The organism is Polymorphospora sp. A560 (assembly GCF_045781765.1).
Taxonomy (GTDB): domain Bacteria; phylum Actinomycetota; class Actinomycetes; order Mycobacteriales; family Micromonosporaceae; genus Polymorphospora; species Polymorphospora lycopeni.
This window is the reverse complement of record NZ_CP122282.1, coordinates 7,131,555-7,154,821: the sequence shown is the minus strand read 5'-3', so window position 1 is coordinate 7,154,821 and position 23,267 is coordinate 7,131,555. Positions and strand designations below refer to the sequence as shown.

Sequence of the window (23,267 nt, the reverse complement as noted above, 5' to 3'; positions counted from 1 at the left end):
ACGATGCAACTGACCAAGTACGGCCACTCCTGCGTCCGTATCGCGCACGACGGAGCGGTGCTGGTCATCGATCCGGGTGGCTTCAGCGAGCCGGCCGCGCTCGACGGGGTGGACGCGGTTCTGATCACCCACGAGCACTTCGACCACATCGACGTGGACGCCCTCGGTGACGCGCTCGCGAAGCGGGCCACGGTGACGGTGCACACCCACGCCTCCGTGCTGCCCAAGCTCGCCGGGCTCGGCGGCGTGGTCACCGCCGTGGAGCCGGGCGACACGTTCGCCGCCGCCGGGATGCGGATCCAGACGTTCGGCGGCTGGCACGCCGAGATCCATCCGGAGATCCCCCGGGTGCCCAACCTCGGCTTCCTGGTCAACGATCAGGTCTACCATCCGGGCGACTCGTTCGACGTGCCCGAGGGGGTGCAGGTCGACACGCTCTTCGTGCCGGTCTCCGCGCCCTGGCTGAAGCTCTCCGAGGCGGTCGACTTCGTCCGCGCCGTCGCCCCGCGCCGGGCCTTCGCCCTGCACGACGCCCTGCTCAGCGACGCCGGCCACACCGTCACCGACGCCAACATGAGCAAGCTGTCCGGGTGTGAGTACGCCCGCCTGGAGCCCGGCACCCGCGTCCGCTGACCCGCTGCGCGGCTCGGACGGACACGGCAGGATGGCGGACGTGGCCGATGACATCGAGCAGCGCCTCTACACGGTGCCACCGGACCGGTTCGTCGCCGCCCGTGACGACGCGGTCGCCGCCGCCCGGGCCGCCGGTGACCGCGACGCCGCCCGGCGGATCGCCCGCCTGCGCAGACCCACCCTCGCCGCCTGGCTGGTGAACCTGCTGGCCATCAACCGGCCGGAGCTGGTGGCCGACCTGGTCGAGTTGTCGGCGGCGTTGCGGACCGCCCAACGGGAGCTGCGCGGCGAGCGGTTGCGGGAGCTGTCCAACCAGCGCCGTGCTGCCGTGAACGCGCTGGTCGCCGCAGCCCGGGACCTCGCCCGGGCGGCCGAGCCGGCCGTCGCGGCCGGCAAGCTGCCGCTGCCCGAGGTCGAGGCGACCCTCAACGCGGCACTGTCCGACGCGGATGTCGCCGAGCAGGTGCGGTCAGGACGGTTGCTCCGGCCGGTCAGCTACGCGGGCTTCGGCGAGGTGCCGCGCCCCCAGCTGCGGCTGCTGAGCGGTGGCGCGGGCCCGGCGGAACCGGCGGCCGGCCCGCCGGGGAAGGGCGGGCGGGAGCGGCCCGGCGAGGAGCGGGCCGAGCCGGGGCGGGAGCGGGCCGAGCAGCGGGAGCGGGCCGAGCGGGAGCGCGCCGAGGAGGCGGCCCGGGCCGGGCAGCGCCGGGAGCTGACCCGCGAGCTGGCGGCGGCCCGTACCCGGCAGAAGCGGGCCGAGACGGACCTGCGCCGGTGCGAGGCGGCCGAACACGACGGGGTCGGGGCACTGAACCGGATCGAGGCCGAGTTGGCCGAGGTGGAGCGCCGGAGGGCCGCGGCCGAGGAGGAGGTCGGTCGGCGCCGGACGGCCCGTCGCGCCGCCGAGCGGGCCGCCAGCACCGCCCGTCGGCACGCCGGTGAGGTCGAGGCGGCGATCGAGGCGTTCGACGCCGAGACTGTTCCACAGGCGGCCCGGAGGGCAGACTCAGGGAGCGCCGGCCGCCGGCCGGCGCCGAAGGAGAGGCGGCGCGGTTGACCCCCGAACAGACCGCCGGCGCCGTCCGGGCCAGCGTGTCGGAGATCGGTACCGCGTTCAGCGAGTCCCCCCGCACGCTGCGCCGGGCCCGGCTGCTCGGCCTTTCCGGCTGGGCGTTCCACGTCGCCGGCCGGGCCGGCGCGCTGGGTGACGTACGTGCCGAGACGGTGGCGGCGGCCCTGGGCTTCATCGCCCCGGAGGCGGTCGCCGACGGCTGGGACGGGGCGCTGCGGGTGGCCGGCCCGGCCGACGTCGCCGCCCACAACCTCGCCGAATGCTGCCGGTGGGGGGTCGAGAACCTGGGCGACTTCCCACGGGTGTCCCGGCTGGTCGAGCTGGCCGGCCGGGTCGTCGAGGCCGCCGACCCGGCCGGTATGCCGCTCTTCGCCGCCTGGCGGGCGATGCCGGTGCCGGACGACTCGCCCGGTGCCCGGGCGGCGGTGCTGCTTCTGCTGCTGCGTGAGCACCGGGCCGGTGCACACCTGCTGGCCGTGCGGGCGAGCGGCATGACCCCGCTGGAGGCGATCATCGCCGGACCGGAGGGGGAGGGCGGGGCGCTCGCGTACGGCTGGTCGCCACCGTTCCCGCCGGCCGAGCCGCTGATCCGGCGCTCGCTGTGGGCCGACGCGGTCGCCGACGGGATCACCTCGGGCGCGTACGCCGTACTGGGCATCGCCGAGCGGGTCGAACTGGTCGGGCTGCTGGAGAGCACGGTGGCCAGGCTGCGTGCCGTACCCGCCGGTGACCTCGACGACCCGGTGGGCGGGCGGGCGGAGCCGGGCAGTCGGCATGCGGACAGAAGCCCGTAATTCAACGGCGCGGGGCGGCCCGTCACGGGTTCAATGCCAGGCGTGATCCTTCCTGACGGCTGGTCGACCCGGCCCCCCACCATCGACGACGTGCCGGCGCTGCTCAAGGTGACCCATGCCAGCGACATCGCGGCCGTCGGCTATCCCGATTTCCCCGAGTACGAGGTCCGGGAGGTGCTGGAGGCACCGCACACCGACCTCGCCCGCGACCAGCTGGTCGCCGTCGACCCCGACGGGACCGTCGTCGGCTGGGCCTATCTCGACAACCCCAACCAGGCCACCCGCGAGTTCGTCGAGGTCTACGTACACCCCGAACTCGGCGTCCCGGCGCGGGCGGTGCTGCTGTCCCGGCAGCTCGCCCGGGTCGCGGAGAAGGCGGCCGAACTCGGGCTCGACCGGATGACCGTCCGGGCCGGAGCCGTTCCGACCGAGACCGGCTGGGCCGGTGACCTGCGGGCGGCCGGCTTCGGGTTCGTGAAGCGGTACGCCCGGATGTCCCGCCCGCTGGACGGCGTGTCGACGACCCCGCCGGCGCCGCCCGCCGGGGTGGAGGTACGGGTGGTGGACCCGTCCTCCGACGACGACATGCGGACCTTCCACCGGGTGCTGGACACCGCCTTCCGGGACACCCCGGACTACGACCCGATGACCTACGAGCACTGGCGGGAGCGGATCGCCGCGCTGAGCAGCGTCGCCTACGACGAGTGGTTCGTCGCCACCGTCGACGGCGTGGTCGCCGGCATCCTGCAATCGTCCGACCAGGGTGTCGAGGACGACGAGGGCTGGGTGCGCTACCTCGCCGTGCTGCGCGAGCACCGCAAGCGGGGCATCGGCGCGGCGCTGCTCGGGCACGCCTTCGCCGGCTACGCCGCCAAGGGGCGCGAGCGGGCCGGGCTCGGCGTCGACCTGAGCAACCCGACCGAGGCGGCCCGCCTCTACCGCGCGGCCGGCATGACCGCGTCGTACGAGGCCGACATCTTCGAACGGACCGTCGAGGCGACCGCCGGGTGACCTGGCCAGCCCGGGTGCGGTGCCCCTCGGCGCCGCACCCGGGGGCGGACCGGGCTAGGGCGACGTGGTGCGGGTCGGCCGGGTCCGCAGCTGGGCGACGTAGTCGTCCGGCGCGCCCGCCTTCTCCGCCGCGTTGGCGATCTCCGACAGGTACCAGGCGGTCGGCAGGCCGCCCTCGTAGCCGTCGAAGACGAACACCCAGGCGGTGACCTCGCCGTCGAGGGTGGCCACCCGTACGTGTAGCTTGCGGTAGGTCCCGGCTACGACGCCTTCGACCTCGTCAAGCTGGGCAGCGTCCCAGGGATGTACGTCGTAGAGGGCGACGAACACGCGGTCGCCGGGCGACTCGACGACCGTGGTGACGGCACCTTCCCAACCGATCACCCCCTCCCCGGCGAAGGTGAGGCGCCAGCCTTCCAGCCAGCCGGTGCCCACCATTGGCGAATGCGGACAGTAGGCACGCATCCGAGCGGGGTCGAGGTTTGAGCCGTACGCGGCGTAATGACGCACGGCGATGACGATAGCTCGGCGAGGCGGTCGTGGAGAATACGACTGTGCGTGTCGGCACGGATCGAGGGAAGAAAGTCGCGGCGGGTGTTGCCGTGGATACCGAGGGTGACTAGGGAAGGGCGAGTGTCGTGAGCCGTATCGTGATCATCGGAGGTGGGCCGGCCGGCTACGAGGCGGCGCTGGTCGCCGCCCAACTCGACGCCGAGGTCACGGTGGTCGAGGCCGACGGCGCCGGTGGCGCCTGCGTGCTCTCCGACTGCGTCCCCTCGAAGACCTTCATCGCCAGTTCGGACGTGGTGACCGGCTATCGCGACACCGAGGAGTTCGGGGTGCACTCCGACGGGCTCGAGGCGGTCACCGTCGACGCCCTCGCCGTGCACGAGCGGGTCAAGCGGCTCGCGCTGGCCCAGTCCGGCGACATCCACGCCAAACTCGTCAAGGCCGGGGTGATCTTCGTCCACGGCACGGCGCGGCTCGGCGACGACACGCTCGGTCACACCCACCGGGTGTTGGTGACGCCCGCGCACGGTGACGCCCCGTACTCGATCGACGCCTCGACCGTGCTCATCGCGACCGGCGCGACCCCGCGCGTGCTGCCGTCGGCCCGACCGGACGGCGAACGGATCCTCACCTGGCGCCAGATCTACGACCTGCCGGCCCTGCCCGAGCGGCTCATCGTCATCGGCTCCGGCGTGACCGGCGCCGAGTTCGCCAGCGCCTACCTCGCGATGGGCGTCGACGTGACGCTGGTCTCCAGCCGCGACCGGGTCATGCCGCACGAGGACGCCGACGCCGCGATGGCCATCGAGCGGGTCTTCCGGTCCCGGGGCATGACCATCCTCAACAACTCGCGGGCGGCCGGGGTGACCCGTACCGCCGACGGGGTGCGGGTCGAGTTGGCCGACGGGCGTACGGTCGACGGCTCACACGCCCTGATGGCCGTCGGCTCGGTGCCCAACACCGAGGGCCTGGGCCTGACCGAGTACGGCGTCAACGTCGCGCCGGGCGGCTACGTCGCCGTCGACCGGGTGTCGCGGACCAACGTGCCCGGCATCTACGCGGCCGGCGACTGCACCGGAGTGCTGCCGCTGGCCAGCGTCGCCGCGATGCAGGGCCGGATCGCCATGTGGCACGCGCTGGGCGAGGCGGTCCAGCCGCTGCGGCTGCGGACGGTCCCGGCGAACGTCTTCACCGATCCCGAGCTGGCGACCGTCGGCGTCTCGCAGAACGAGGCGGACGCCGGCAGCGTCCCGGCCCGCCAGGTGATGCTGCCGCTGGCCGGCAACGCGCGGGCCAAGATGGCCGACCTCCAGGACGGCTTCGTCAAGCTCTTCTGCCGGCCGGCCAGCGGCCAGGTGATCGGCGGGGTCGTGGTCGCGCCGAAGGCCAGCGAGCTGATCCTGCCCATCGCCATCGCGGTGGAGAACCACCTGACGGTGAACCAGCTCGCCCAGACCATCACGATCTATCCGTCGCTGTCCGGGTCGATCACCGAGGCGGCCCTTCAGCTGATGCTGCACGAGCCGGAGTAGCGGCGCCACCGGCCCGGCGCCGGGCCAGCAGCGGCAGCGGCGTCACCGGCCCGGTCGGCCCGGCCCGGCAGCGGCGGCGGCCCGGCGGCCGGCCGGGTCGGCGAGCGCCAGCGCCCAGCCGGCGCCGGCGAAGACGACCGCGGCCAGCGCCGCCACCACCAGCAGCCGCCACGCCGACTGGGTGAGCGCCGAGCCGCCGACGTGGCCGACGAACCCGCCGTACGCCGCCCAGCCGAGCGCCGCCGCCGCGTCGTACGTCACGAAGAGCCGGGCCGGATAGCGTGCCCGACCGGCGTGGAAGCACGCCGCCATCCGGCCGCCGGGGACGAACCGGCAGATCAGGATGACCAGTGGCCCGGGCCGGCGCAGCCCACGACCGAAGCGGCTCGCCGCGCGGCGGGCCCGGGCCCACCGCCGGGCGGCACCGAGCAGCGGGGCCGTATCCCCGTCCGGCGGCTGCGTGCCGGCGGGGAGTGGTTCCGCGCCCGCGGGCGCGACCTGGCGGGGCCGGCGCAGGGCGGGCAGCCGGGCACCGGCCGGCGTCCACCGGCCGAGCAGGTAACAGGCCAGGTCGCCGGCGAACATACCGGCCGCGCCGACCAGGATGGTCAGCCGCAGGTCTAGCTGACCGTAGACGGTCAGCGCCCCGCCGGTGATCATCACCGCCTGGGTCGGTACGACGGGTACGACGGCGTCGACGGCCAGCAGCCCGAGCAACGCGAGATAGGCCCAGGTGGGCGACGCGGTGAGCAACTCGGTCAACGTAACCTCGGCGCGGTCGGCCAGCGGTGGAGAGCCGGCGGTGTCCGGCACTTGACGACGTCCGTCACGGTACGCGGCCGGACGCGACAGGTGCCGGACGTGCGCCCAGGTGTCGACCTCGGCACAGCGGCGACGGACCGCGCGTGCGCCGAACGCCCATCGGCCGGCGTACCTTTGAGATGCGCGGCCGTCGGCCTCCGGGTCCCCGTTCGGCGACGGGTCCGGCCGCCAGCGGGTCGCGGACAGGTCCCGTGTCCGCGACCCGCCTACGTGACCGCCGGCCGTCCGGTGTTACCCGCCCGCAACGCGACCGGCGTAGGTTCGACCCACGCGGGGTACGGGGGCATGGCGGACCGCGGTCGCGAGCGGAAGGCGGCGTTGCCCATGGCTGACCTGTTCGAGGACTACCGCCTCGGTCCGGGCTGGGACGAGATGTTCGTCGATCCGGGCCTGCCGCGCGAGACGTACGAGGCCCTGCACGCCACCCTCCAGCCGCTGTCCAGCGCCGAACTCGGCGTCCGCGCCGACGTGCTGGCCCGCGCCTTCCTCGACCAGGGCATCACCTTCGCGCTCAAGGGCGTCGAGCGGCCGTTCCCGCTCGACATCGTGCCACGCATCATCGCCGCCGAGCAGTGGCGGACCGTCGAGGCCGGGGTCGCCCAGCGGGTACGCGCCCTGGAGGCGTTCCTCGCCGACATCTACGGCGCCGGGCAGGTGCTCGCCGACGGCGTCGTACCCCGCCGGATCGTGGTCACCAGCGCGCACTTCCACCGCGAGGCGGCCGGCATCAACCCCACCAACGGGGTACGCATCCAGGTCGCCGGCGTCGACCTGATCCGGGACGAGCAGGGCACCTTCCGGGTCCTGGAGGACAACGTACGGGTCCCGTCCGGGGTCAGCTACGTGATGGAGAACCGGCGGGCGATGGCCCACGTGCTGCCCGAGGTCTTCGCCGCCACCCGGATCCTGCCGGTCGAGTCCTACCCGGCGCAGTTGCTGCGGGCGCTGCGCGCGGCCGCGCCGAACGGGGTCGGCGACCCCACGGTGGTGGTGCTCACCCCCGGCGTGCACAACTCCGCCTACTTCGAACACGCCCTGCTCGCCCGCGAGATGGGCGTCGAACTCGTCGAGGGGCGCGACCTGGTCTGCATCGGCAACGAGGTCGCCATGCGGACCACGGCCGGCGAGAAGCGGGTCGACGTCATCTACCGGCGCATCGACGACGAGTTCCTGGACCCGGTGCACTTCCGCGCCGACTCGATGCTCGGCGTCGCCGGGCTGCTCAACGCCGCCCGCGCTGGCCGGGTCACCATCGCCAACGCGGTCGGCAACGGCGTCGCCGACGACAAGCTCCTCTACACGTACGTGCCCGACCTGATCCGGTACTACCTGGGCGAGGAGGCGATCCTGCCCAACGTGGAGACCTACCGGCTGGAGGATCCCGACGTCCTCGGGTACGTCCTCGACCGGCTCGACCGGCTCGTCCTCAAGCCGGTCGACGGCTCCGGCGGTGCCGGCATCGTCATCGGCTCGCAGGCCACCGACGCGCAGCTCGCCGAACTCCGTACGCGGGTCAGCCACGACCCGCGCGGCTGGATCGCCCAGCGCGAGGTCGCCCTGTCGATGGTCCCCACCCTGATCGGCAACCGGCTGCGGGCCCGGCACGTCGACCTGCGGCCGTTCGCCGTCAACGACGGCGACAAGGTCTGGGTGCTGCCCGGCGGGCTCACCCGGGTCGCGCTGCCCGAGGGCGCGCTGGTGGTCAACTCCAGCCAGGGCGGCGGCTCCAAGGACACCTGGGTGCTCGCCGGCACCGCGTCGGCCGCCACCCCGGTCGACGACCCGCCGGTCCTCGTCGCGATCCCGGAGCCGGTGGAACCGGTCAGCGTGCCCGCGCCGCGCAGCCCCGATCCCGGGCCGGGGCTCGGCCCGGCGGTCGCCCAGCAACAGCAGCAACAGCAGTCCGCCCGGACGGTCGGGGAAGGGGCCGCCCGAATGGTCGGGGAGGAGGACGGATGCTGAGCCGGATCGCCGAGTCGCTCTACTGGATCGGCCGCTACGTGGAGCGGGCCGAGGACACCGCCCGCATCCTCGACGTACACCTGCACCGGATGGTCGCCGACCCGTGGGTCGACGAGGAGGTCGCCTGCCGGTCGCTGCTCGCCGTCATGGGCGTCGCCGGCGCCGACGGGCCGGTCACCTCGGCCCGGGTGGTGGGGCTGCTCGGCCTCGACGAGCAGAACCCGAGTTCGGTGGTCGGGGCGCTGGCCGCGGCCCGGGAGAACGCGCGTGGCGCCCGCGAGACGGTGTCGTCGGAGATGTGGGAGTGCCTCAACACGACCTGGCACGGGCTGCCGGACGCCCGGCGGCGGGTCGAGCAGCAGGGCGTGCACGCCTTCTTCCGCTGGGTCCGGGAACGCTGCTCGGTGATGGCCGGTCTCACCGACGCCACCATGAGCCGCGACGAGGGCTGGCACTTCCTGGTGCTGGGCCGCAGCGTCGAACGGGTCGACATGACCGCCCGGCTGCTGTCCACCCACGTACGCGCCGGCGGCAGCATCCCGTCCTGGCTGACCCTGCTGCGGTCCTGCGGGGCGTGGGAGACGTTCCTGCGCACCTACCGTGGCTCGCTCGACGACCGCTACGCCGCCGAGTTCCTGCTGCTCGACCGGCTCTTCCCGCGCTCGGTCTTCGCCGCGCTGTCGCGCGCCGAGGCGTGCCTGTCCGAACTGGAACCCGACCCGGGGCGGGCCGGGGTCGCCACCGACGTGCAGCGCATCGTCGGCCGGGCCCGGACCGGCCTGGAGTTCCGCGGCGCCGACGAGCTGATGACCGACCTGGGTGGCGTACTGGCCAGCCTGGAGGGAACCTGCTCGCAGATCAACGACGCGGTGTCCCGCCGCTACTTCCGGCAGACGTCGGCGGTCTCCTGGGTTTCCGAGGCCGTGGCATGACGAGTCCCGGTCCCCGATCCGCCGGTCGGCAACGGAGGTACGACGCGTGACGGTCAGCAGTTGGCGGTTGAAGATCCAGCACCGGACCGGGTTCACCTACGCCGGCAAGGTCGACTCGTCGTACAACGAGGCCCGGATGTCGCCGCGCAACGAGACCCGCCAGGCGGTGCTGGACGCGCGGGTGGAGGTGTGGCCGACGGCCCGGACCTACCGCTACGAGGACTACTGGGGCACCATCGTCACCGCGTTCGACGTGCACAGCGCGCACGAGTCGTTGCAGGTGACCGCCACCGCCACGGTCGAGACGCTGCCCGCCGGCGACCTGCTGCCGAGCACCGGCGGGGTCGGCTGGGAGGAGCTGGCGACACCGGCCAACGTGGACCGGTGGCACGAACTGCTGCTGCCGACCCCGCGTACCGCGATCGACGAGGAGCTGACCGAACTCGCCGAGTCGGTGCGGGCGGACCATCCGACCCCGCACGCGGCGGCGATGGCGCTCTGCGAGCTGATCCGCGCCGAGATGAAGTACGAGGCCGGGGCGACCGGGGTGCAGACCGACGCGGTGCAGTCCTGGCGCCAGCGCAAGGGGGTCTGCCAGGACATCAGTCACCTGGTGGTGGGGCTGCTGCGGGCGATGGGCACCCCGGCCCGGTACGTCTCCGGCTACCTGCACCCGAACCCGGAGGCGGCGGTCGGCGAGACGGTGGTCGGCCAGAGCCACGCCTGGGTGGAGTGGTGGGTGGGCCGCTGGACGGCCTTCGACCCGACCAACGGCGTACCGGTCGGCGAGCGCCACGTCGTCGTCGGCCGCGGCCGCGAGTACGCCGACGTCCCCCCGCTGAAGGGCGTCTATTCCGGCCCTCCGAACACCGGTCAGGGCGTGGAAGTCTCCCTGACCCGCCTCCGCTAGCCCTCCAAGATCCGCGTGATCAGGGACCTGGACGGGCGTGTCGTCGGCGTGTCGGGGTGCAAACTCCCTGATCACGGTGATCAGGAACGGGTGGCGGCGCGGGGCACGCGAGAGCTAGGCTGTGCGGCATGCGTAATGCGGCAGTGCTGACGACGACGCCGGGGAACCCCGGCGCGACGCGCTGACGTAACCAGTCGACGACGAAGCCCCGGGGCGACCGCCCCGGGGCTTCGTCGTGCTCCGCGAGTGGGTCGCCCCCGTACCCGATCGAGGAGACCGACATGGTCGACCACCGCAAGCTCGGCCGCGAGCTGGGCATCTTCCACTCCGACCCGCTCTCCGGGGCCGGCCTGCCGATCTGGCTGCCGGACGGCGCGGCCGCCCGGCACGCGGTCGAGGAGTACATCCGCGAACTGGAGCGCCGGGCCGGCTACCAGCACGTCTACTCACCCCCGCTCGGCCGGCGGGACCTCTTCGAACTCTCCGGCCATCTCGGGCATTTCGTCGACGACATGTTCCCGCCGCTGCGGATGGGCGACGACGAACTGATCCTGCGCCCGGCCCTCTGCCCACACCACTGCCTGGTGTACGCCGCCCGCGGCCGTTCCTACCGTGACCTGCCGCTGCGGATCGCCGAGATCGGCGGGATGTACCGTTCCGAACGGTCCGGCGTGCTCGGCGGCCTGACCCGGGTACGCGCCATCTCCCTCAACGACTCGCACAACTTCTGCGCCCTGGAGCAGGTCGGTGCCGAGGTGGCCGACGTGCTACGACTCACCTCCGAGGCGCACGCCGCGCTCGGCGTACGGCCGGCGGGTTACCGCCTGTCGTTGCGCGGGCCGGGCGGCAGCTACGTCGGGGACGACGAGTCGTGGCGGCGGGGCGAGCAGTTGCTGCGCGAGGCGCTGTCGGGGCTGCCGTACGAGGAGGCGCCCGGCGACGCGGCGTTCTACGGACCGAAGATCGACATCCAGGTACGGGACGCCGCCGGGCGCGAGTCGACCCTGTCCACCGTGCAGATCGACTTCGACAAACCGGAGCGCTTCGACCTGTCGTACGCCGATCGTGACGGTGGCCGGCGGCGGCCGGTGCTGGTGCACCGCAGCCTGGTCGGCAGCATGGAGCGGCTGTTCGCCTACCTGATCGAGGTGCACGAGGGCGCGTTTCCGTTCTGGTTCGCCCCGGTGCAGGTCGAGGTGCTGCCGATCGGTGCCGACCAGTTGCCCGCCGCCGAGGCGTTCGCCCGGTCGGCGGTCGAGGCCGGTCTGCGGGTACGGGTCGAGTCCGACGGGTCGCTCGGCGCCCGGATCAGGGACAGCGCGAAGCGGAAGGTTCCGTACGCGGCGGTGATCGGTGCCCGGGAGGCGGCGGACGGGCTGGTGGCGCTGCGTTCGCGGGACGGCCGGGCGCTGGATCCGCTGCCGGTGGCCGTGGCGCTGCGCAGGTTCACCGAAGCGGTCGCCTCCCGCTCACCGGCGCTGCTTTCCTGAGCGTGACGCGCCGGGCGTGCCGGATCATGGCAGCGCGGCGGCCACGGCCAGCGCGACGAGGAAGATCTGCTCGATGGTGCGGGGCACCAGTGGGGTGGCCGGCCGGCCTCCGAACGGGACCCCGCGCCGGGCCGCCGAGACGTTCGCCGGAAACATCGCGACCATCAGCAGCGCGAGGGCGACGGCGGCCCAGGGAGCGGTGGCCGGGATCAGCAGGCCCACGGCTCCGGCGAGTTCGAGCACACCGGTCACCGTGACCAGCAGTTCGGGGCGGGGCAGGCCGGGCGGGACCATCGCGACCAGGTCGGCCCGGAGCTTGGGTACGAAGTGCGCGCTGGCGGTGACGACGAACATCACGGCCAGCCCGACCCGTAGCGCGGGTTGCCAGGCGTCGAGGGCCCCGATCCCGAGCAGCCCGGCCAGGCGGGCGACGGCGAAGCCGGCGACAAGGGCGATCAAGGGAGCCACGGGTTCTCCTTGTCCAGGTGAACGAGAACTTGTCGACGTCAAGATTTGCTCACGGGAGCCAACTTGTCAACGACAAGATATGGTGGGGGTGTGAGCAAGAAGGATGGGGCGTACCACCATGGCGACCTGCGTCGTGCGCTGCTCGCCGCGGCGGTCGAGGCGATCGGTGAATCGGGCCCGTCGGCGGTCAGCCTGCGCGACCTCGCCCGGCGTGCCAGCGTGTCGCATGCCGCCCCGGCCCACCACTTCGGTGACAAGGCCGGCCTGCTCACCGTGCTGGCCGCGGAGGGCTTCGACCGGCTCGCCGACACCCTGCGACCGGTCATCGCGCAGACCGGAAGCCTGCTGGAGACCGGCGTGGCGTACATCCGGTTCGCCGTCGACCACCGGGCACATTTCGAGGTGATGTTCCGGCCGGAGCTCTACGACCACGACAATCCGGCCGTGGTCGCTGCCCGGCAGCGCGCCACCGACACGCTCGCCGCGGCGGTCGCCACCCGGGGCGAAGCCGGCGCCGACGCCCGGATGGACGGGCTCGCCGCGTGGTCGATCGTCCACGGCTTCGCGACCCTGTGGCTGGGTGGTGCGCTGCCCGCGGACCTGGGCCCGGACCCGGAGGCCGCCGGGCGGCCGGTCCTCCGCCGCCTCGTCGACCGGCCCTGACCGCGCCCGGCGCGGCTCGACGACTCCCCGGATCCGGTCCCGACCGCCGCCCGGGACCAGATCACCAACTTGTCGGCAGTGGCATCCCCTCGGTGTAACCGGCCGCGCTCTGCGTGCCCACCACGGCCCGGGTGTGGAACTCGGCCAGGTTTGCCGCGCCCGCGTAGGTGCACGCGCTGCGCACCCCGGCCACGATCTCGTCGATCAGGTCCTCGACCCCGGGGCGAGCCGGGTCGAGGAACATCCGCGCCGACGAGATGCCCTCTTCGAAGACCGCCTTACGGGCCCGGTCGAAGTGGCTGTCCTCCGCGGTGCGCGCACTCACCGCCCGGGCCGACGCCATTCCGAAGCTCTCCTTGTAACGCTGCCCGTCGGCGTCGGTGTAGATGTCGCCGGGGGACTCGTAGGTCCCGGCGAACCAGGAACCGATCATCACGTTCGAGGCGCCGGCGGCCAGGGCCAGTGCCACGTCCCGGGGATGGCGCACGCCTCCGTCGGCCCACACGTGCCGCCCGAGCCGGCGGGCCTCGGCGGCGCAGTCGAGCACCGCCGAGAACTGCGGTCGGCCGACCCCGGTCATCATCCGGGTCGTGCACATCGCACCCGGCCCCACGCCGACCTTGAGGATGTCCGCGCCCGCCTCGATCAGGTCGCGCACGCCCTCGGCGGTCACCACGTTGCCCGCCGCCACCGGCACCGGCGGGTCGAGGGCCCGGACCGCCCGCAAGGCCGCGATCATCCGCTCCTGGTGGCCGTGAGCGGTGTCGACGACGAGCGTGTCGACACCCGCCGAGATCAGAGCGGCGGCCTTGCCTGCGACGTCACCGTTGATGCCGATGGCCGCGGCGACCCGCAGCCGGCCGTGGGCGTCGAGTGCCGGCCGGTAGAGAGTGGCGCGCAGCGCACCCTTCTGGGTGAGCACGCCGACTAGCCGGCCGTCGGCGTCGACGACCGGTGCGAGCCGCCGGCGGACCTGGGCCAGCAGGTCGAAGCCGGCACGCGGGTCGGCGTCGACCGGCACGGTGTGCAACTCGGTGGACATGACATCGCGGAGCTGGGTGAACCGGTCGACACCCGCGCAGTCGGCCTCGGTGACGACGCCGACGGGCCGGCTGTCGTCGTCGAGCACGACCACCGCACCGTGCGCCCGCTTGGGCAGCAGGTGCACCGCGTCCCCGACCGTGTCGGTCGGGGAGAGGCTCAGCGCGGTGTCGTGCACCAGGTGACGTTCCTTGATCCAGGCGATCACGTCGGCGACCACGTCGATCGGAATGTCCTGGGGCAGCACCGTGATCGCGCCGCGCCGGGCGACCGTCTCGGCCATCCGCCGCCCGGCGACGGCGGTCATGTTCGCCACCACCAACGGGATGGTGGTGCCGGTGCCGTCGCTGGTGGACAGGTCGACGTCGAGCCGCGAGCTGACGTCAGACCGGGCCGGGGCCATGAAGACATCGCTGTAGGTCAGTTCGTGCGCGGGTGCCGCGCCGGATAGAAACCGCACAAGAGCATCATGACCCGCGCCGGCCGACCGTGCCGCCGGTGTCACCGGTAGCGTCGTACGAAGATCAGTGGATCTGGCCGGAGCACACCGCCCCACCAGGCGTTATCCGCCGGTGGCCTGCGACGACCCGGGATCGGGGATCAAGGCCGTCGTCAGGCGGACTCGGCGGCGGTGATGGTGCAGATCGCGGCGCCGGCGGTGACGACCGCGCCGACCTCGGCGGACAGGCCGCTGACCACCCCGGCCTTGTGCGCGTTGAGCGGCTGCTCCATCTTCATCGCCTCCAGCACCACGACCAGGTCGCCCTCCGCCACCGTGTCGCCGTCCGCCACCGCGATCTTCACGATCGTGCCCTGCATCGGAGAGGCCAGGGCATCGCCGCCCGCGGCACCCGACGCACCCGCCCCGCCGGCCTTCCGCTTCGGGCGGCGGGCCACGCCAGCCGGTGCGGCGGTGGCCGTGCCGGCGCCGAGGCCGGCGGGGAGACGGACCTCGAGCCGCTTGCCACCCACCTCGACCACGACGGTCTCCCGCTCGGCGGCCGGTTCGGCGGCGGTCGTCGCGCCGGTGAACGGCGGCACCGTGTTGTCGAACTCGGTCTCGATCCACCTGGTGTGCACCGCGAACGGCTCGGCGGTGAACGCCGGATCACGCACGACCAGCCGGTGGAACGGCAGGGCCGTCGCCATACCTTCGACCACCATCTCGTCGAGCGCCCGGCGGGCCCGTTCGAGCGCCTCGGTGCGGGTCTCCCCGGTGATGACGACCTTCGCCAGCAGCGAGTCGAAGTTGCCGCCGATCACGTCACCGGCGCTGATACCGGTGTCGACCCGTACGCCCGGGCCGCTGGGCAGGCGCAGCGCGGTGACCGAACCGGGCGCCGGCAGGAAGCCACGACCCGGGTCCTCGCCGTTGATCCGGAACTCGATCGAATGGCCGCGCGGCACCGGGTCACCGGTCAGCCGCAGCTTCTCCCCGTCGGCGATCCGGAACTGCTCGCGTACGAGGTCGATGCCGGCCGTCTCCTCGGTGACCGGGTGTTCCACCTGGAGCCGGGTGTTGACCTCCAGGAACGAGATCGTGCCGTCGGCGCCGACCAGGTATTCGACGGTGCCGGCACCGTGGTAGCCGGCCTCGCGGCAGATCGCCTTGGCGCTGTCGTGGATCTGGGCCCGCTGGCCGTCGGTGAGGAACGGCGCCGGCGCCTCCTCGACCAGCTTCTGGTGACGGCGCTGCAACGAACAGTCCCGGGTGCCGACCACCACCACGTTGCCGTGCTGGTCGGCGAGCACCTGCGCCTCGACGTGCCGGGGGCGGTCCAGGTAGCGCTCGACGAAGCACTCACCCCGCCCGAACGCGGCGACCGCCTCGCGGGTGGCCGACTCGAACAGGGCCGGAATCTCCTCCAGCGTGCGGGCGACCTTGAGTCCCCGCCCGCCCCCACCGAAAGCCGCCTTGATCGCGACCGGCAGGCCGTGCTCGACGGCGAAGGCGATGACCTCGTCGGGCCCCTTGACCGGATCGGGGGTGCCCGGCACCAGCGGGGCACCCGCCCGCTGCGCGATGTGCCGCGCGGTGACCTTGTCGCCGAGGTCGCGGATCGCCTGCGGCGTCGGACCGATCCAGATCAGCCCGGCCTCGATGACGGCCTGGGCGAAGTCGGCGTTCTCGGCGAGGAAGCCGTAGCCGGGGTGCACCGCGTCGGCACCGGCCTGCGCGGCGACCGCGACCAGCTTGTCGATCCGCAGGTAGGTGTCGGCCGCGCTGTCGCCATCCAACGCGTACGCCTCGTCGGCGAGCGTGACGTGCAGAGCGTCCCGGTCGGAGTCGGCGTAGACGGCGACACTGCCGAGGCCGGCATCGCGGCAGGCCCGCACGACCCGTACGGCGATCTCGCCGCGGTTGGCGATCAGAACCTTGCGCACCGTGTGCTCCCTCCGGCGGGCGATGACGGGCAGTTTATCGGCATCGCTGAACCGCTCGACCAGCGTTGAGCGTGTGGGATGTTGCACTCGGTGGGCGTATCCGCCGACCGGGGTGGGGGCATCACCGACCCACCCCGGCCTCGTCGTACGGGTCGGTCAGCGCTTGCGGGCCAGCGTCAAACCGTCGGCGACCGGCAGCATCACCAGGTCGACCCGGTCGTCGCGGAGCACCTCCTCGTTGAAGGTGGCGATCGCCCGGTCCGCCTCGGCCGTCGGGTCGAGCACCCGGCCGCCGCGCAGGACGTTGTCGACCACGATCAGACCTCCGGTACGGACGCGCGGCACTGTTTCGGCCCAGTAGACCGGATAGCCCGGCTTGTCGGCGTCGATGAAGACAAAGTCCAGGTACGGCTCGTCCGGCAGCATCCGCAGCGACTCCGCCGCCGGCCCGATCCGCAGGTCGATACGGTCCTCGACGCCGGCCCGCGCCCAGTAACGGCGCGCGACCGAGGTGAACTCGGCCGAGATGTCCAGGCACGTCAGGTGCCCGTCCGGCGCCAGCCCGCGCGCGATGGCCAGCGACGACATCCCGGTGAACGTGCCCACCTCGAGCGCCTGCCGGGCACCGGTCAACCGGGCCAGGAAGGTCAGGAAGCCGGCCTGCTCGGGCGCCACCTGCATGCCCGCCTTCTCCGGCAGGAGCGCCAACGTCTCCTCGATCAGATCCCGTGCCACGGGGTCCGGGGACGAACCGTGCGCGATGACGTACTGGTGCAGTTCATCGGTCAGTACCAGAGGCTTCGTGGTCATCCCCAGACGCTAACCGCGCGGAAGCCCTTCCGGGGTCACCGCCACAGGTCGAAGATCCGTACCCCCAGTTGGGCCAGCAGCCGGCGCAGCAGCGGCAGCGACAGGCCGATCACCGTGCCCGGATCACCCTCGATCCGCTCAACGAACGGCCCACCGATCCCGTCCAGGGTGAACGCGCCGGCGACGTGCAGCGGCTCCCCGGTCGCCACGTACGCGGCGATCTCGTCGTCGTCGACCTCCGCGAAGTGGACGGCCGTCGCGGCGACCGCCTCCGCGTGCAGACCCCGGTCGAGGTCGATCAGGCAGTGGCCGGTGTGCAACACCCCGGACCGCCCACGCATGCGTGCCCAACGCTTGGTGGCATCGTCGGCGTCGGCCGGCTTGCCGAAGATCTCACCGTCGAACGCCAGCACCGAGTCACAGCCCAACACCAGGGCGCCGGACCCGACCCGGCCATCGCGACGCAACCGCTCGGCGACGGCCTCCGCCTTCAGGCGGCTGAGCGTGAGACTCAACGTATCCGGGTTGGTCGAGTCGACAGTGGACTCGTCCACGCCACTGACCAGCACCTCCGGTTCGATGCCGGCCGCCTGCAGGGTCCTGAGCCGGGCCGGGCTCGCCGAGGCGAGGACCAGCCGGGGCGCGTCTGTCATTGCCACGGCGAGAACGCTACCGTCCCGGTCGATGCCCATCGGTGGTGCGTCGTCGCAGTGGGTTCCGCCGGTGGCCGGCGCGGGCTCAGCCGGCACCGCGGCGGCGACGCCGGCTGACGAACAGCGCGACAGCGGCCAGCCCTGCGGCGGCGACCGCGCCGAGCACGAAGAATCCCGGTCGCCAGCCCTCGGACGGCCTGTCGTCCGGTCCGTCACCGGCGGCCGACGACCCGCTCGGGCTGGGACTCGGGCTGGCGCTCGGGCCGGGGCTCGTCCCGAGCGGCGGTACGTCCGCGGTCAGCGCCGCCACGAGATCGAGAACGCCGTACCCGTACTGCTCGTCCCGGCCGGGCGGTCCCTTGTCAACGGCCGTGGCGGTCAGCCGGTGTACGACCTCTGCCGCCGACAGGTCCGGGAACTTGCTCCGTACGAGCGCAGCCGCCCCCGAAACAATCGCCGCAGCCCCAGACGTCCCCGTCCCCTTCCGGTAGCCGCCGTTGAGCCCGGTGCTGACGATGTCAACGCCTGGGGCGACAATCTCGACCTTGCTTCCGGTGACTGATGTGGGCGAATGATTGCCGTTACGATCCACAGCGCCAACCGCAACAACGCCCTCAAGGATTGCTGGAAAGGTGACTACAGAGTCCTCCGGGAAATTCCCGGCGCTGGCAAAGATAAGAATGTCTGCACGCATAGCGCGATCTATGGCCGACCGTAGACGGGGTGAGGGTCCGCTGCTGGATGAGATGTTGACTACCTTTGCACCTTCGGTTATCGCCGTTTCGATGCCGCCGGCGATCGAGTCTGCATCTCCCTTTATCCTTTCGGTTTCATCCCGGATGGGAAGAATCTTGGCTTGTGGTGCGATCCCGAGTATGCCATCTCGTTCTGCTTGCCCGTGGGCTGCGATCAGTCCGGCCATTCCTGTTCCGTGTGAGCTTCTATCCTGCCGGCCATCTCCCGAGCCGCCCTCGACTAGGTCGAAACCTCTCAGTAAATTCTTCCGTAGGTCCGGATGTGGTTCAACTCCTGTGTCGATGACTGCAACTGTAATTCCTTGGCCTCTGCTTATCTCGTGAGCCTCGGAGACTCTAAGGAAGTCAAGGTGCCATTGGCTGTTGCGGACTGGGTCTGCCAGGGCCGGAGTTGTGGAGGTGAGGACGAAGATTGCTGTGCTCAGCAGTGTCCCCAGGGGGCAGAGCGACTTGAGCTTCACCTGTGCTGGCCAATCGTTGGGCCAGGATCGAAATGGGTGGGCGCTGATGGTGGGAGAAGTATGGGTGTTACTCCGTGATCGATTAGCCATGGGTGATCTGGGTCCCACGGGCGGCTGATTTGGCTCTCGTGACGGATTGATTGCCTGATTGGCTCAGGTGCGGTATTTCTTGCTGGATGTGTACGGGCAATTGTCGCACTAGGGCTGCCGATTACGCCACCAAACGAATTGATCCGCCGAGCAGGTTGTGTGCTTGTGGGGGAATGAGTGGTGGTTGCGGTGGGAATTCCGCCAATCAACCCGCCGGGCGGCATTGCTCGCGGTGTTGCTATCGCATTGGCGTTGCTGCCTTGTCGCGTCATGTTGTTGGTGGATGGTGCTCCAATGGGTGTGCCGGAAGGGAGGGGTGGGGGTGGGGCTGTCGGAATAGTCGGTGTTGTAGGGGTGGCTATCGGTGGAGCGGTCGCCCCGGGGCCCGCTGGATGAGTGATGATCGCGGGGGGAGTTGTTGCGGGTGGTGGTGTTAAGGGTGTTAGTGTGCCGCTGCTGCCGAGTACTGGCCCACTTCCAGGCGGTGTAACGGTTGGCGCGAGTTGGGTGTTCGGTCGGCTCGAATTCGTCGCTTCTTGGGGAAGTATTGGCGTGATTGGTGGGATTGTCGGGGCGACAGAAGTGAACTCGTGCAGCACTGATTCGTTGGAATCGCGACTGAGTTTAGGGGGTGTATACGGCGGTGGTTGTTTGATTTGGATGCTGGCTTCGACGAGGGTGTTGCTGAGGCTGGACATGAGTGCGCGAGCGCGTGCGTTCAGTTCTTCCAGTTCACGCCGGGTGGCGGGTAGGTTCTCGAAATCCAGGTTGGGCGGCGTGGGCGCGTTCCGATCCTTGAACCGCCGCTCGTGCGACAGCCTCGCCTGGTACCCCGCCTCGTATTCGTCGTGGATCTTCTTGAGTTCCGCCCGCGATGCTGCGATGGCGGTCGTCACGACGCTGAGCGTGCTGAAGTTGGCGACCGCGACGTCGTGGACCTGCTGGACGTGCTGGATCAGGTAGTCGAGGCGGGCGCAGTAGGCGGCCGAGGCCGGGCTCTGTTCGGGTGGCCAGGCAATGGCCAGGCCTTCCCGGTAGGTCTTCAGTCTGAGCAGGTGGGTGGACGTCAGTTCGTAGGCCCTGGACCAGCCGGCGACGAGTCGCCAGTGGTTGTCGGTCTGCTGGTTTTCCATGAAGGCCCACATGGTTGGCACGTCGAAGAGGTGCCATCCGGTGCGCTCGCCGCGTTCGTTGACTTCGAGCCGCATCAGTTGGCCTGGTCGGTGGTTGCGGCGTCCGGTGCGGCGGCGGCGGTCCGGTCGAGGGCCTGGTTGACGTCGGTGACCGTGGCGGCGCTGAACGCGTCGGTGTCAGCGTATTTCCGGCTGATCTCAGCTGCCGAGGTGGCGAGGCCGCCGGTCACGTTGTGGTAGTGGTAGACGAGGTCGGACGTGCTCTGCTGGGACAGTTGGTGCACGGTCAGGAACGACACCAGTTCGGCGAAGAGTGCGGCGGGCTGCGGTATCTCGGTCGCCATGTGTTCGTAGACGGCTGACATGTGGGGCGCGTAGTTGTCGCGTACTTCGGCTGCCAGGTTGGCCGCGAACTCCTCCATGGCGCCGATGTCGGCCTCGATGTCGCCGTAACTGTGCAGCCACCGTGGACCCAGGTGGTCTTCGGCCAGCCCCACGGACCCTCCCCAGCGTCACGATGAGGTATCCGAGGGTAGCTGGCTGTCGGGTTGGTTGGCAGCCCCGAACCAGGGGCCGGGCGGGCTGCTGAGCGGTGAATCAGCGCGGGAGGGCGGATGCCCGCCAGCCGTCGGCACCCGGCCGGACGAGCGCGCCTCCGGCGCCGGGACGGGCGGCCCGGACCCAGGGGGAGAGCCGGGGTGCGGGCGTCGGAGCGGCGGCCGGTCGGGACCGGGCGAAGAGGACTCCGACGAGAGCGGCGAGTTCCTCGGCCGTGGGGGTGCCTCTTACCACGCTGAACTGCGGATCTGCCTCCGACATGCCAGGAGCGTACGCCGCCGCGCCGGCACCGGCACTGACGTACGCCTCACACCCGCGCGTGGCGCAGGTGTGACCCTCAACTCGTCCGGGTACCGTGCACGGGATGTCCGCCGTGCCGTCCCAACTTATCGCCGACCGTTACCGGCTAGTCGAGCCGCTCGGTCAGGGCGGCATGGGCAGGGTGTGGCGGGCCCGCGACGAGGTGCTGCACCGCGACGTGGCGATCAAGGAACTGGTGCCGCCGCCTGGCCTGACCGAGGACGAGCGCCGCGAGATGCGGGAGCGTTCGCTGCGCGAGGCGCGGGCCATCGCCCGCCTCAACCACATCAACGTCGTACGGGTCTTCGACGTCCTGCGCACCGACGCCGACCCGTGGATCGTCATGGAGTACGTCCCGTCGCGGTCGTTGCAGGACGTTCTCGCCAGCGATGGCCCGGTGACCCCGGCGCGTGCCGTCGAGATCGGCATCGGGGTTCTCGGCGCCCTGCGGGCGGCCCACCGCTCCGGGGTCGTGCACCGCGACGTCAAGCCGGGCAACGTCCTGCTCGGCGAGGACGGCCGGGTCGTGCTCACCGACTTCGGGCTGGCCACCGTTCCCGGCGACCCCAACGTCACCCGGACCGGGCTGGTGCTCGGTTCGCCGGCCTACATCGCGCCGGAACGCGCCCGCGACGGCAACAACGGGCCGGAGGCCGACCTCTGGTCGCTGGGCGCGACCCTCTACGCGGCGATCGAGGGCGCGTCGCCGTACGCGCGGCCGTCGGCGATCGCGACCCTCGCCGCCCTGGCCACCGAGCCGCCCCCGGTCTCCAAGAAGGCGGGCCCGCTCAAGCCGGTGCTCGCCGGCCTGCTGCGCAAGGATCCCGAGACACGGATCAACGCGGCCGAGGCCGAACGGCTGCTCCGTCGCGCCGCCGGCCGACGCCCGAAGATCGGTCTGTCGCTGTTGGAGGGGGCCCGGCGGCCGAGCCCGCTCGGGCCGCGCGAGCCCCGCCCGACCGTCGTTCCGGGGCAACGTACGCCGAGGACCGGCACGCCGGTGTCGCCGGCCCCCGTGTCGCCGGCCCCCGTGTCACCGGCACCGGTATCACCGGCAGCCGGCGACGACCCGGCTGTGTCCGTACCGACCGTGCCGGCCGACGAGACAGCGGTGGTGGAACAGTCCCCGGCCGTGGACCGCACGGCGGTGGTGGGCCAGTCGCAGCCCGCGGACCGTACGGCGGTGGTGAAGCCGGCCCGGTCGGAGTCGCCGACCGCGGCGGACCGGACCGTCGTGGTCCGGCAGACCGGAAACCTGACGGTGGGCAAGCCGGCCGACCGCGACGCCCGGTCGGAGCCGTCCGGTGCCGCGGCGGTCGCCGCGGGCACCGCCGCCGGGCAGGATGCCGCCGACACCGCGACGGCCGATACGCCCGAGCAGGCCGGCACAGTCAAGACCGGCCCGGCCGACGGGGCCATTGCCACCGAAGGCAAGACGGCCACCGAAGGCAAGACGGCCACCGAAGACAAGACGGGCACCGAAGACAAGACCGCCGTCGAAGACAAGGCGGCCATCGAAGACGAGGCGGGCGCCGAGGACAAGGCGGCCGCGCCCGAGCGCCCCACGCCGACGACGGCGAAGTCCACCCCCGAGCCGGCCGCGAAGCCGGCCAGGTCGACCCCGGTTGCCCTACCGGCACAGCGGACCGGAACGGACCCCGGTCGTACGACCGTGGTCAGCGGTGAGCCGACGACGGTGATCGGGGCCGCCGAGATACCCGGACGATCCAGCCCCGACCGGAAGCAGCGGATCTGGCTGGGCGCCGCGCTCGCCGTCATCCTGGTGCTGCTGGTCGCCATCCTGGTGCCCTATCTCGGTAACGATGACGGCGAGCGGTCCGTCGCCCCGCCGACGGACGTGCCCACCAGCGCCCCGGCCGAAACCGGTGCCGCCGAGACGCCGTCCGCGACACCCGAGCCTGCCCCGACCAGCGCCGCGCCTCCCAGCCCCACCCCAAGTCCGGAGCCGACCGGACTGGGCGACCCGGTGGTGCCGGAGGGCTGGCGGTTGCACCGGGACCCGACCGGCTTCTCCGTCCCGGTGCCCGAGGGCTGGCAGGTCCGGCGGGAAGCGACCCGGGTCAGGTTCGAGGAGCCCCGGTTCGGCCGGCTGCTGATGATCGACCAGACCGACCAGCCGCAACCCGACCCGGTCGCGGACTGGAGGTCGAAGGAGGGGCACCGGCGGTCGACGACGCGCAACTACCAGCGGGTGGGCGAGATCCGGGCGGTCGACTACTGGGACAAGGCCGCCGACTGGGAGTGGACCTACACCAGCAACCGGG

The 23,267-nt window shown here is 72.0% G+C and carries 21 protein-coding genes and 1 pseudogene; 11 read left to right on the top strand and 11 right to left on the bottom strand.

Annotated elements, in window-relative coordinates; all coding sequences use genetic code 11:
- The first annotated feature begins 3 nt into the window (after positions 1-3).
- Genes QCD66_RS32205 through QCD66_RS32190 form a run of 4 tightly spaced genes read left to right on the top strand, consistent with a single transcriptional unit; the run spans position 4 to position 3,507 of the window.
- Positions 4-633 carry an MBL fold metallo-hydrolase gene (locus QCD66_RS32205; RefSeq protein ID WP_357538834.1) on the top strand — a complete coding sequence of 210 codons (630 nt, stop codon included), beginning with the start codon at positions 4-6 and terminating at the stop codon, positions 631-633.
- A gap of 31 nt (positions 634-664) precedes the next feature.
- Positions 665-1,687 (top strand): hypothetical protein, encoded by a 1,023-nt coding sequence (locus tag QCD66_RS32200; protein ID WP_375732933.1) that lies wholly within the window; start codon positions 665-667, stop codon positions 1,685-1,687.
- Complete coding sequence (locus tag QCD66_RS32195) at positions 1,684-2,496, top strand: SCO6745 family protein (protein ID WP_375732923.1); 813 nt, start codon at positions 1,684-1,686, stop codon at positions 2,494-2,496. The genes QCD66_RS32200 and QCD66_RS32195 overlap by 4 nt, the downstream gene beginning before the upstream one ends.
- 42 nt (positions 2,497-2,538) lie before the next feature.
- Positions 2,539-3,507, top strand: coding sequence for a GNAT family N-acetyltransferase (locus tag QCD66_RS32190; RefSeq protein WP_375732922.1), 969 nt, complete (start codon positions 2,539-2,541; stop codon positions 3,505-3,507).
- 54 nt (positions 3,508-3,561) lie between these two features.
- Here QCD66_RS32190 and QCD66_RS32185 read toward each other — a convergent pair whose 3' ends face one another.
- Entirely contained in the window at positions 3,562-4,017 is a 456-nt protein-coding gene (locus QCD66_RS32185; RefSeq protein ID WP_357538830.1) for a gamma-glutamylcyclotransferase, read from the bottom strand.
- 128 nt (positions 4,018-4,145) lie between these two features.
- On the opposite strand from QCD66_RS32185, the gene QCD66_RS32180 reads away from it, so the two are divergent.
- A complete protein-coding gene (locus tag QCD66_RS32180; protein WP_364211837.1) occupies positions 4,146-5,549 on the top strand; it encodes an NAD(P)H-quinone dehydrogenase in 1,404 nt (467 codons plus the stop codon).
- Between the two features lie 42 nt (positions 5,550-5,591).
- Here QCD66_RS32180 and QCD66_RS32175 read toward each other — a convergent pair whose 3' ends face one another.
- On the bottom strand, positions 5,592-6,311 hold the full coding sequence (locus tag QCD66_RS32175; RefSeq protein ID WP_375732932.1) for a DedA family protein: 720 nt from the start codon (positions 6,309-6,311) through the stop codon (positions 5,592-5,594).
- Between the two features lie 384 nt (positions 6,312-6,695).
- Here QCD66_RS32175 and QCD66_RS32170 point away from each other — a divergent pair, with 384 nt between their 5' ends.
- From QCD66_RS32170 to thrS, 4 genes are all read left to right on the top strand, one after another.
- Positions 6,696-8,333 (top strand): circularly permuted type 2 ATP-grasp protein, encoded by a 1,638-nt coding sequence (locus QCD66_RS32170; RefSeq protein ID WP_375732921.1) that lies wholly within the window; start codon positions 6,696-6,698, stop codon positions 8,331-8,333.
- The gene (locus tag QCD66_RS32165) at positions 8,327-9,265 is read left to right on the top strand and encodes an alpha-E domain-containing protein (RefSeq protein ID WP_357538827.1); all 939 of its coding nucleotides are present in this window, start codon (positions 8,327-8,329) and stop codon (positions 9,263-9,265) included. The genes QCD66_RS32170 and QCD66_RS32165 overlap by 7 nt, the downstream gene beginning before the upstream one ends.
- 46 nt (positions 9,266-9,311) lie before the next feature.
- Entirely contained in the window at positions 9,312-10,175 is an 864-nt protein-coding gene (locus QCD66_RS32160) for a transglutaminase domain-containing protein (RefSeq protein WP_375732920.1), read from the top strand.
- 281 nt (positions 10,176-10,456) lie between these two features.
- The gene (gene thrS, locus QCD66_RS32155) at positions 10,457-11,665 is read left to right on the top strand and encodes a threonine--tRNA ligase (protein WP_375732919.1); all 1,209 of its coding nucleotides are present in this window, start codon (positions 10,457-10,459) and stop codon (positions 11,663-11,665) included.
- Between the two features lie 24 nt (positions 11,666-11,689).
- Here the strand turns inward: thrS and QCD66_RS32150 are convergent, their stop codons facing one another.
- The gene (locus tag QCD66_RS32150; RefSeq protein WP_375732918.1) at positions 11,690-12,133 is read right to left on the bottom strand and encodes a DoxX family protein; all 444 of its coding nucleotides are present in this window, start codon (positions 12,131-12,133) and stop codon (positions 11,690-11,692) included.
- Positions 12,134-12,223: 90 nt separating this feature from the next.
- Here QCD66_RS32150 and QCD66_RS32145 point away from each other — a divergent pair, with 90 nt between their 5' ends.
- Entirely contained in the window at positions 12,224-12,796 is a 573-nt protein-coding gene (locus QCD66_RS32145) for a TetR/AcrR family transcriptional regulator (RefSeq protein WP_375732917.1), read from the top strand.
- Between the two features lie 61 nt (positions 12,797-12,857).
- On the opposite strand, the gene QCD66_RS32140 is transcribed toward QCD66_RS32145, so the two are convergent.
- The 8 genes from QCD66_RS32140 to QCD66_RS32105 all read right to left on the bottom strand — a co-directional run bounded on the left by QCD66_RS32140 (position 12,858) and on the right by QCD66_RS32105 (position 20,943).
- The gene (locus tag QCD66_RS32140) at positions 12,858-14,297 is read right to left on the bottom strand and encodes a GuaB1 family IMP dehydrogenase-related protein (protein WP_357538822.1); all 1,440 of its coding nucleotides are present in this window, start codon (positions 14,295-14,297) and stop codon (positions 12,858-12,860) included.
- 152 nt (positions 14,298-14,449) lie between these two features.
- On the bottom strand, positions 14,450-16,222 hold the full coding sequence (locus tag QCD66_RS32135) for an acetyl/propionyl/methylcrotonyl-CoA carboxylase subunit alpha (RefSeq protein WP_375732916.1): 1,773 nt from the start codon (positions 16,220-16,222) through the stop codon (positions 14,450-14,452).
- 156 nt (positions 16,223-16,378) lie between these two features.
- A complete protein-coding gene (locus QCD66_RS32130; protein WP_375732915.1) occupies positions 16,379-17,032 on the bottom strand; it encodes an O-methyltransferase in 654 nt (217 codons plus the stop codon).
- Between the two features lie 35 nt (positions 17,033-17,067).
- Entirely contained in the window at positions 17,068-17,685 is a 618-nt protein-coding gene (locus tag QCD66_RS32125) for a Maf family protein (protein ID WP_375732931.1), read from the bottom strand.
- Positions 17,686-17,770: 85 nt separating this feature from the next.
- Positions 17,771-18,901: a type VII secretion-associated serine protease mycosin gene (mycP, locus tag QCD66_RS32120; protein ID WP_375732914.1), complete on the bottom strand. Its 1,131-nt coding sequence runs from the start codon at positions 18,899-18,901 to the stop codon at positions 17,771-17,773.
- A complete protein-coding gene (locus QCD66_RS32115) occupies positions 18,898-20,199 on the bottom strand; it encodes a hypothetical protein (protein ID WP_375732913.1) in 1,302 nt (433 codons plus the stop codon). Before QCD66_RS32115 ends, mycP begins: the two co-directional genes overlap by 4 nt.
- Complete coding sequence (locus QCD66_RS32110) at positions 20,199-20,621, bottom strand: hypothetical protein (protein WP_375732912.1); 423 nt, start codon at positions 20,619-20,621, stop codon at positions 20,199-20,201. The genes QCD66_RS32115 and QCD66_RS32110 overlap by 1 nt, the downstream gene beginning before the upstream one ends.
- 100 nt (positions 20,622-20,721) lie before the next feature.
- A complete protein-coding gene (locus QCD66_RS32105; RefSeq protein ID WP_357538817.1) occupies positions 20,722-20,943 on the bottom strand; it encodes an acyl-CoA carboxylase subunit epsilon in 222 nt (73 codons plus the stop codon).
- 103 nt (positions 20,944-21,046) lie between these two features.
- Here QCD66_RS32105 and QCD66_RS32100 point away from each other — a divergent pair.
- Positions 21,047-22,249: pseudogene (locus tag QCD66_RS32100) on the top strand (protein kinase domain-containing protein); the annotation flags it as partial.
- Between the last annotated feature and the right edge of the window lie 1,018 nt (positions 22,250-23,267).

Bases quoted from the DNA above. Each gene is read 5' to 3' on its own strand.
- QCD66_RS32205 (WP_357538834.1), top strand. From the start codon at position 4: ATGCAACTGACCAAGTACGGCCACTCCTGCGTCCGTATCGCGCACGAC.
- QCD66_RS32200 (WP_375732933.1), top strand. From the start codon at position 665: ATGGCGGACGTGGCCGATGACATCGAGCAGCGCCTCTACACGGTGCCA.
- QCD66_RS32170 (WP_375732921.1), top strand. From the start codon at position 6,696: ATGGCTGACCTGTTCGAGGACTACCGCCTCGGTCCGGGCTGGGACGAG.
- QCD66_RS32165 (WP_357538827.1), top strand. From the start codon at position 8,327: ATGCTGAGCCGGATCGCCGAGTCGCTCTACTGGATCGGCCGCTACGTG.
- thrS (WP_375732919.1), top strand. From the start codon at position 10,457: ATGGTCGACCACCGCAAGCTCGGCCGCGAGCTGGGCATCTTCCACTCC.
- QCD66_RS32130 (WP_375732915.1), bottom strand. From the start codon at position 17,032: ATGACCACGAAGCCTCTGGTACTGACCGATGAACTGCACCAGTACGTC.
- QCD66_RS32125 (WP_375732931.1), bottom strand. From the start codon at position 17,685: ATGACAGACGCGCCCCGGCTGGTCCTCGCCTCGGCGAGCCCGGCCCGG.
- QCD66_RS32115 (WP_375732913.1), bottom strand. From the start codon at position 20,199: ATGCGGCTCGAAGTCAACGAACGCGGCGAGCGCACCGGATGGCACCTC.
- QCD66_RS32105 (WP_357538817.1), bottom strand. From the start codon at position 20,943: ATGTCGGAGGCAGATCCGCAGTTCAGCGTGGTAAGAGGCACCCCCACG.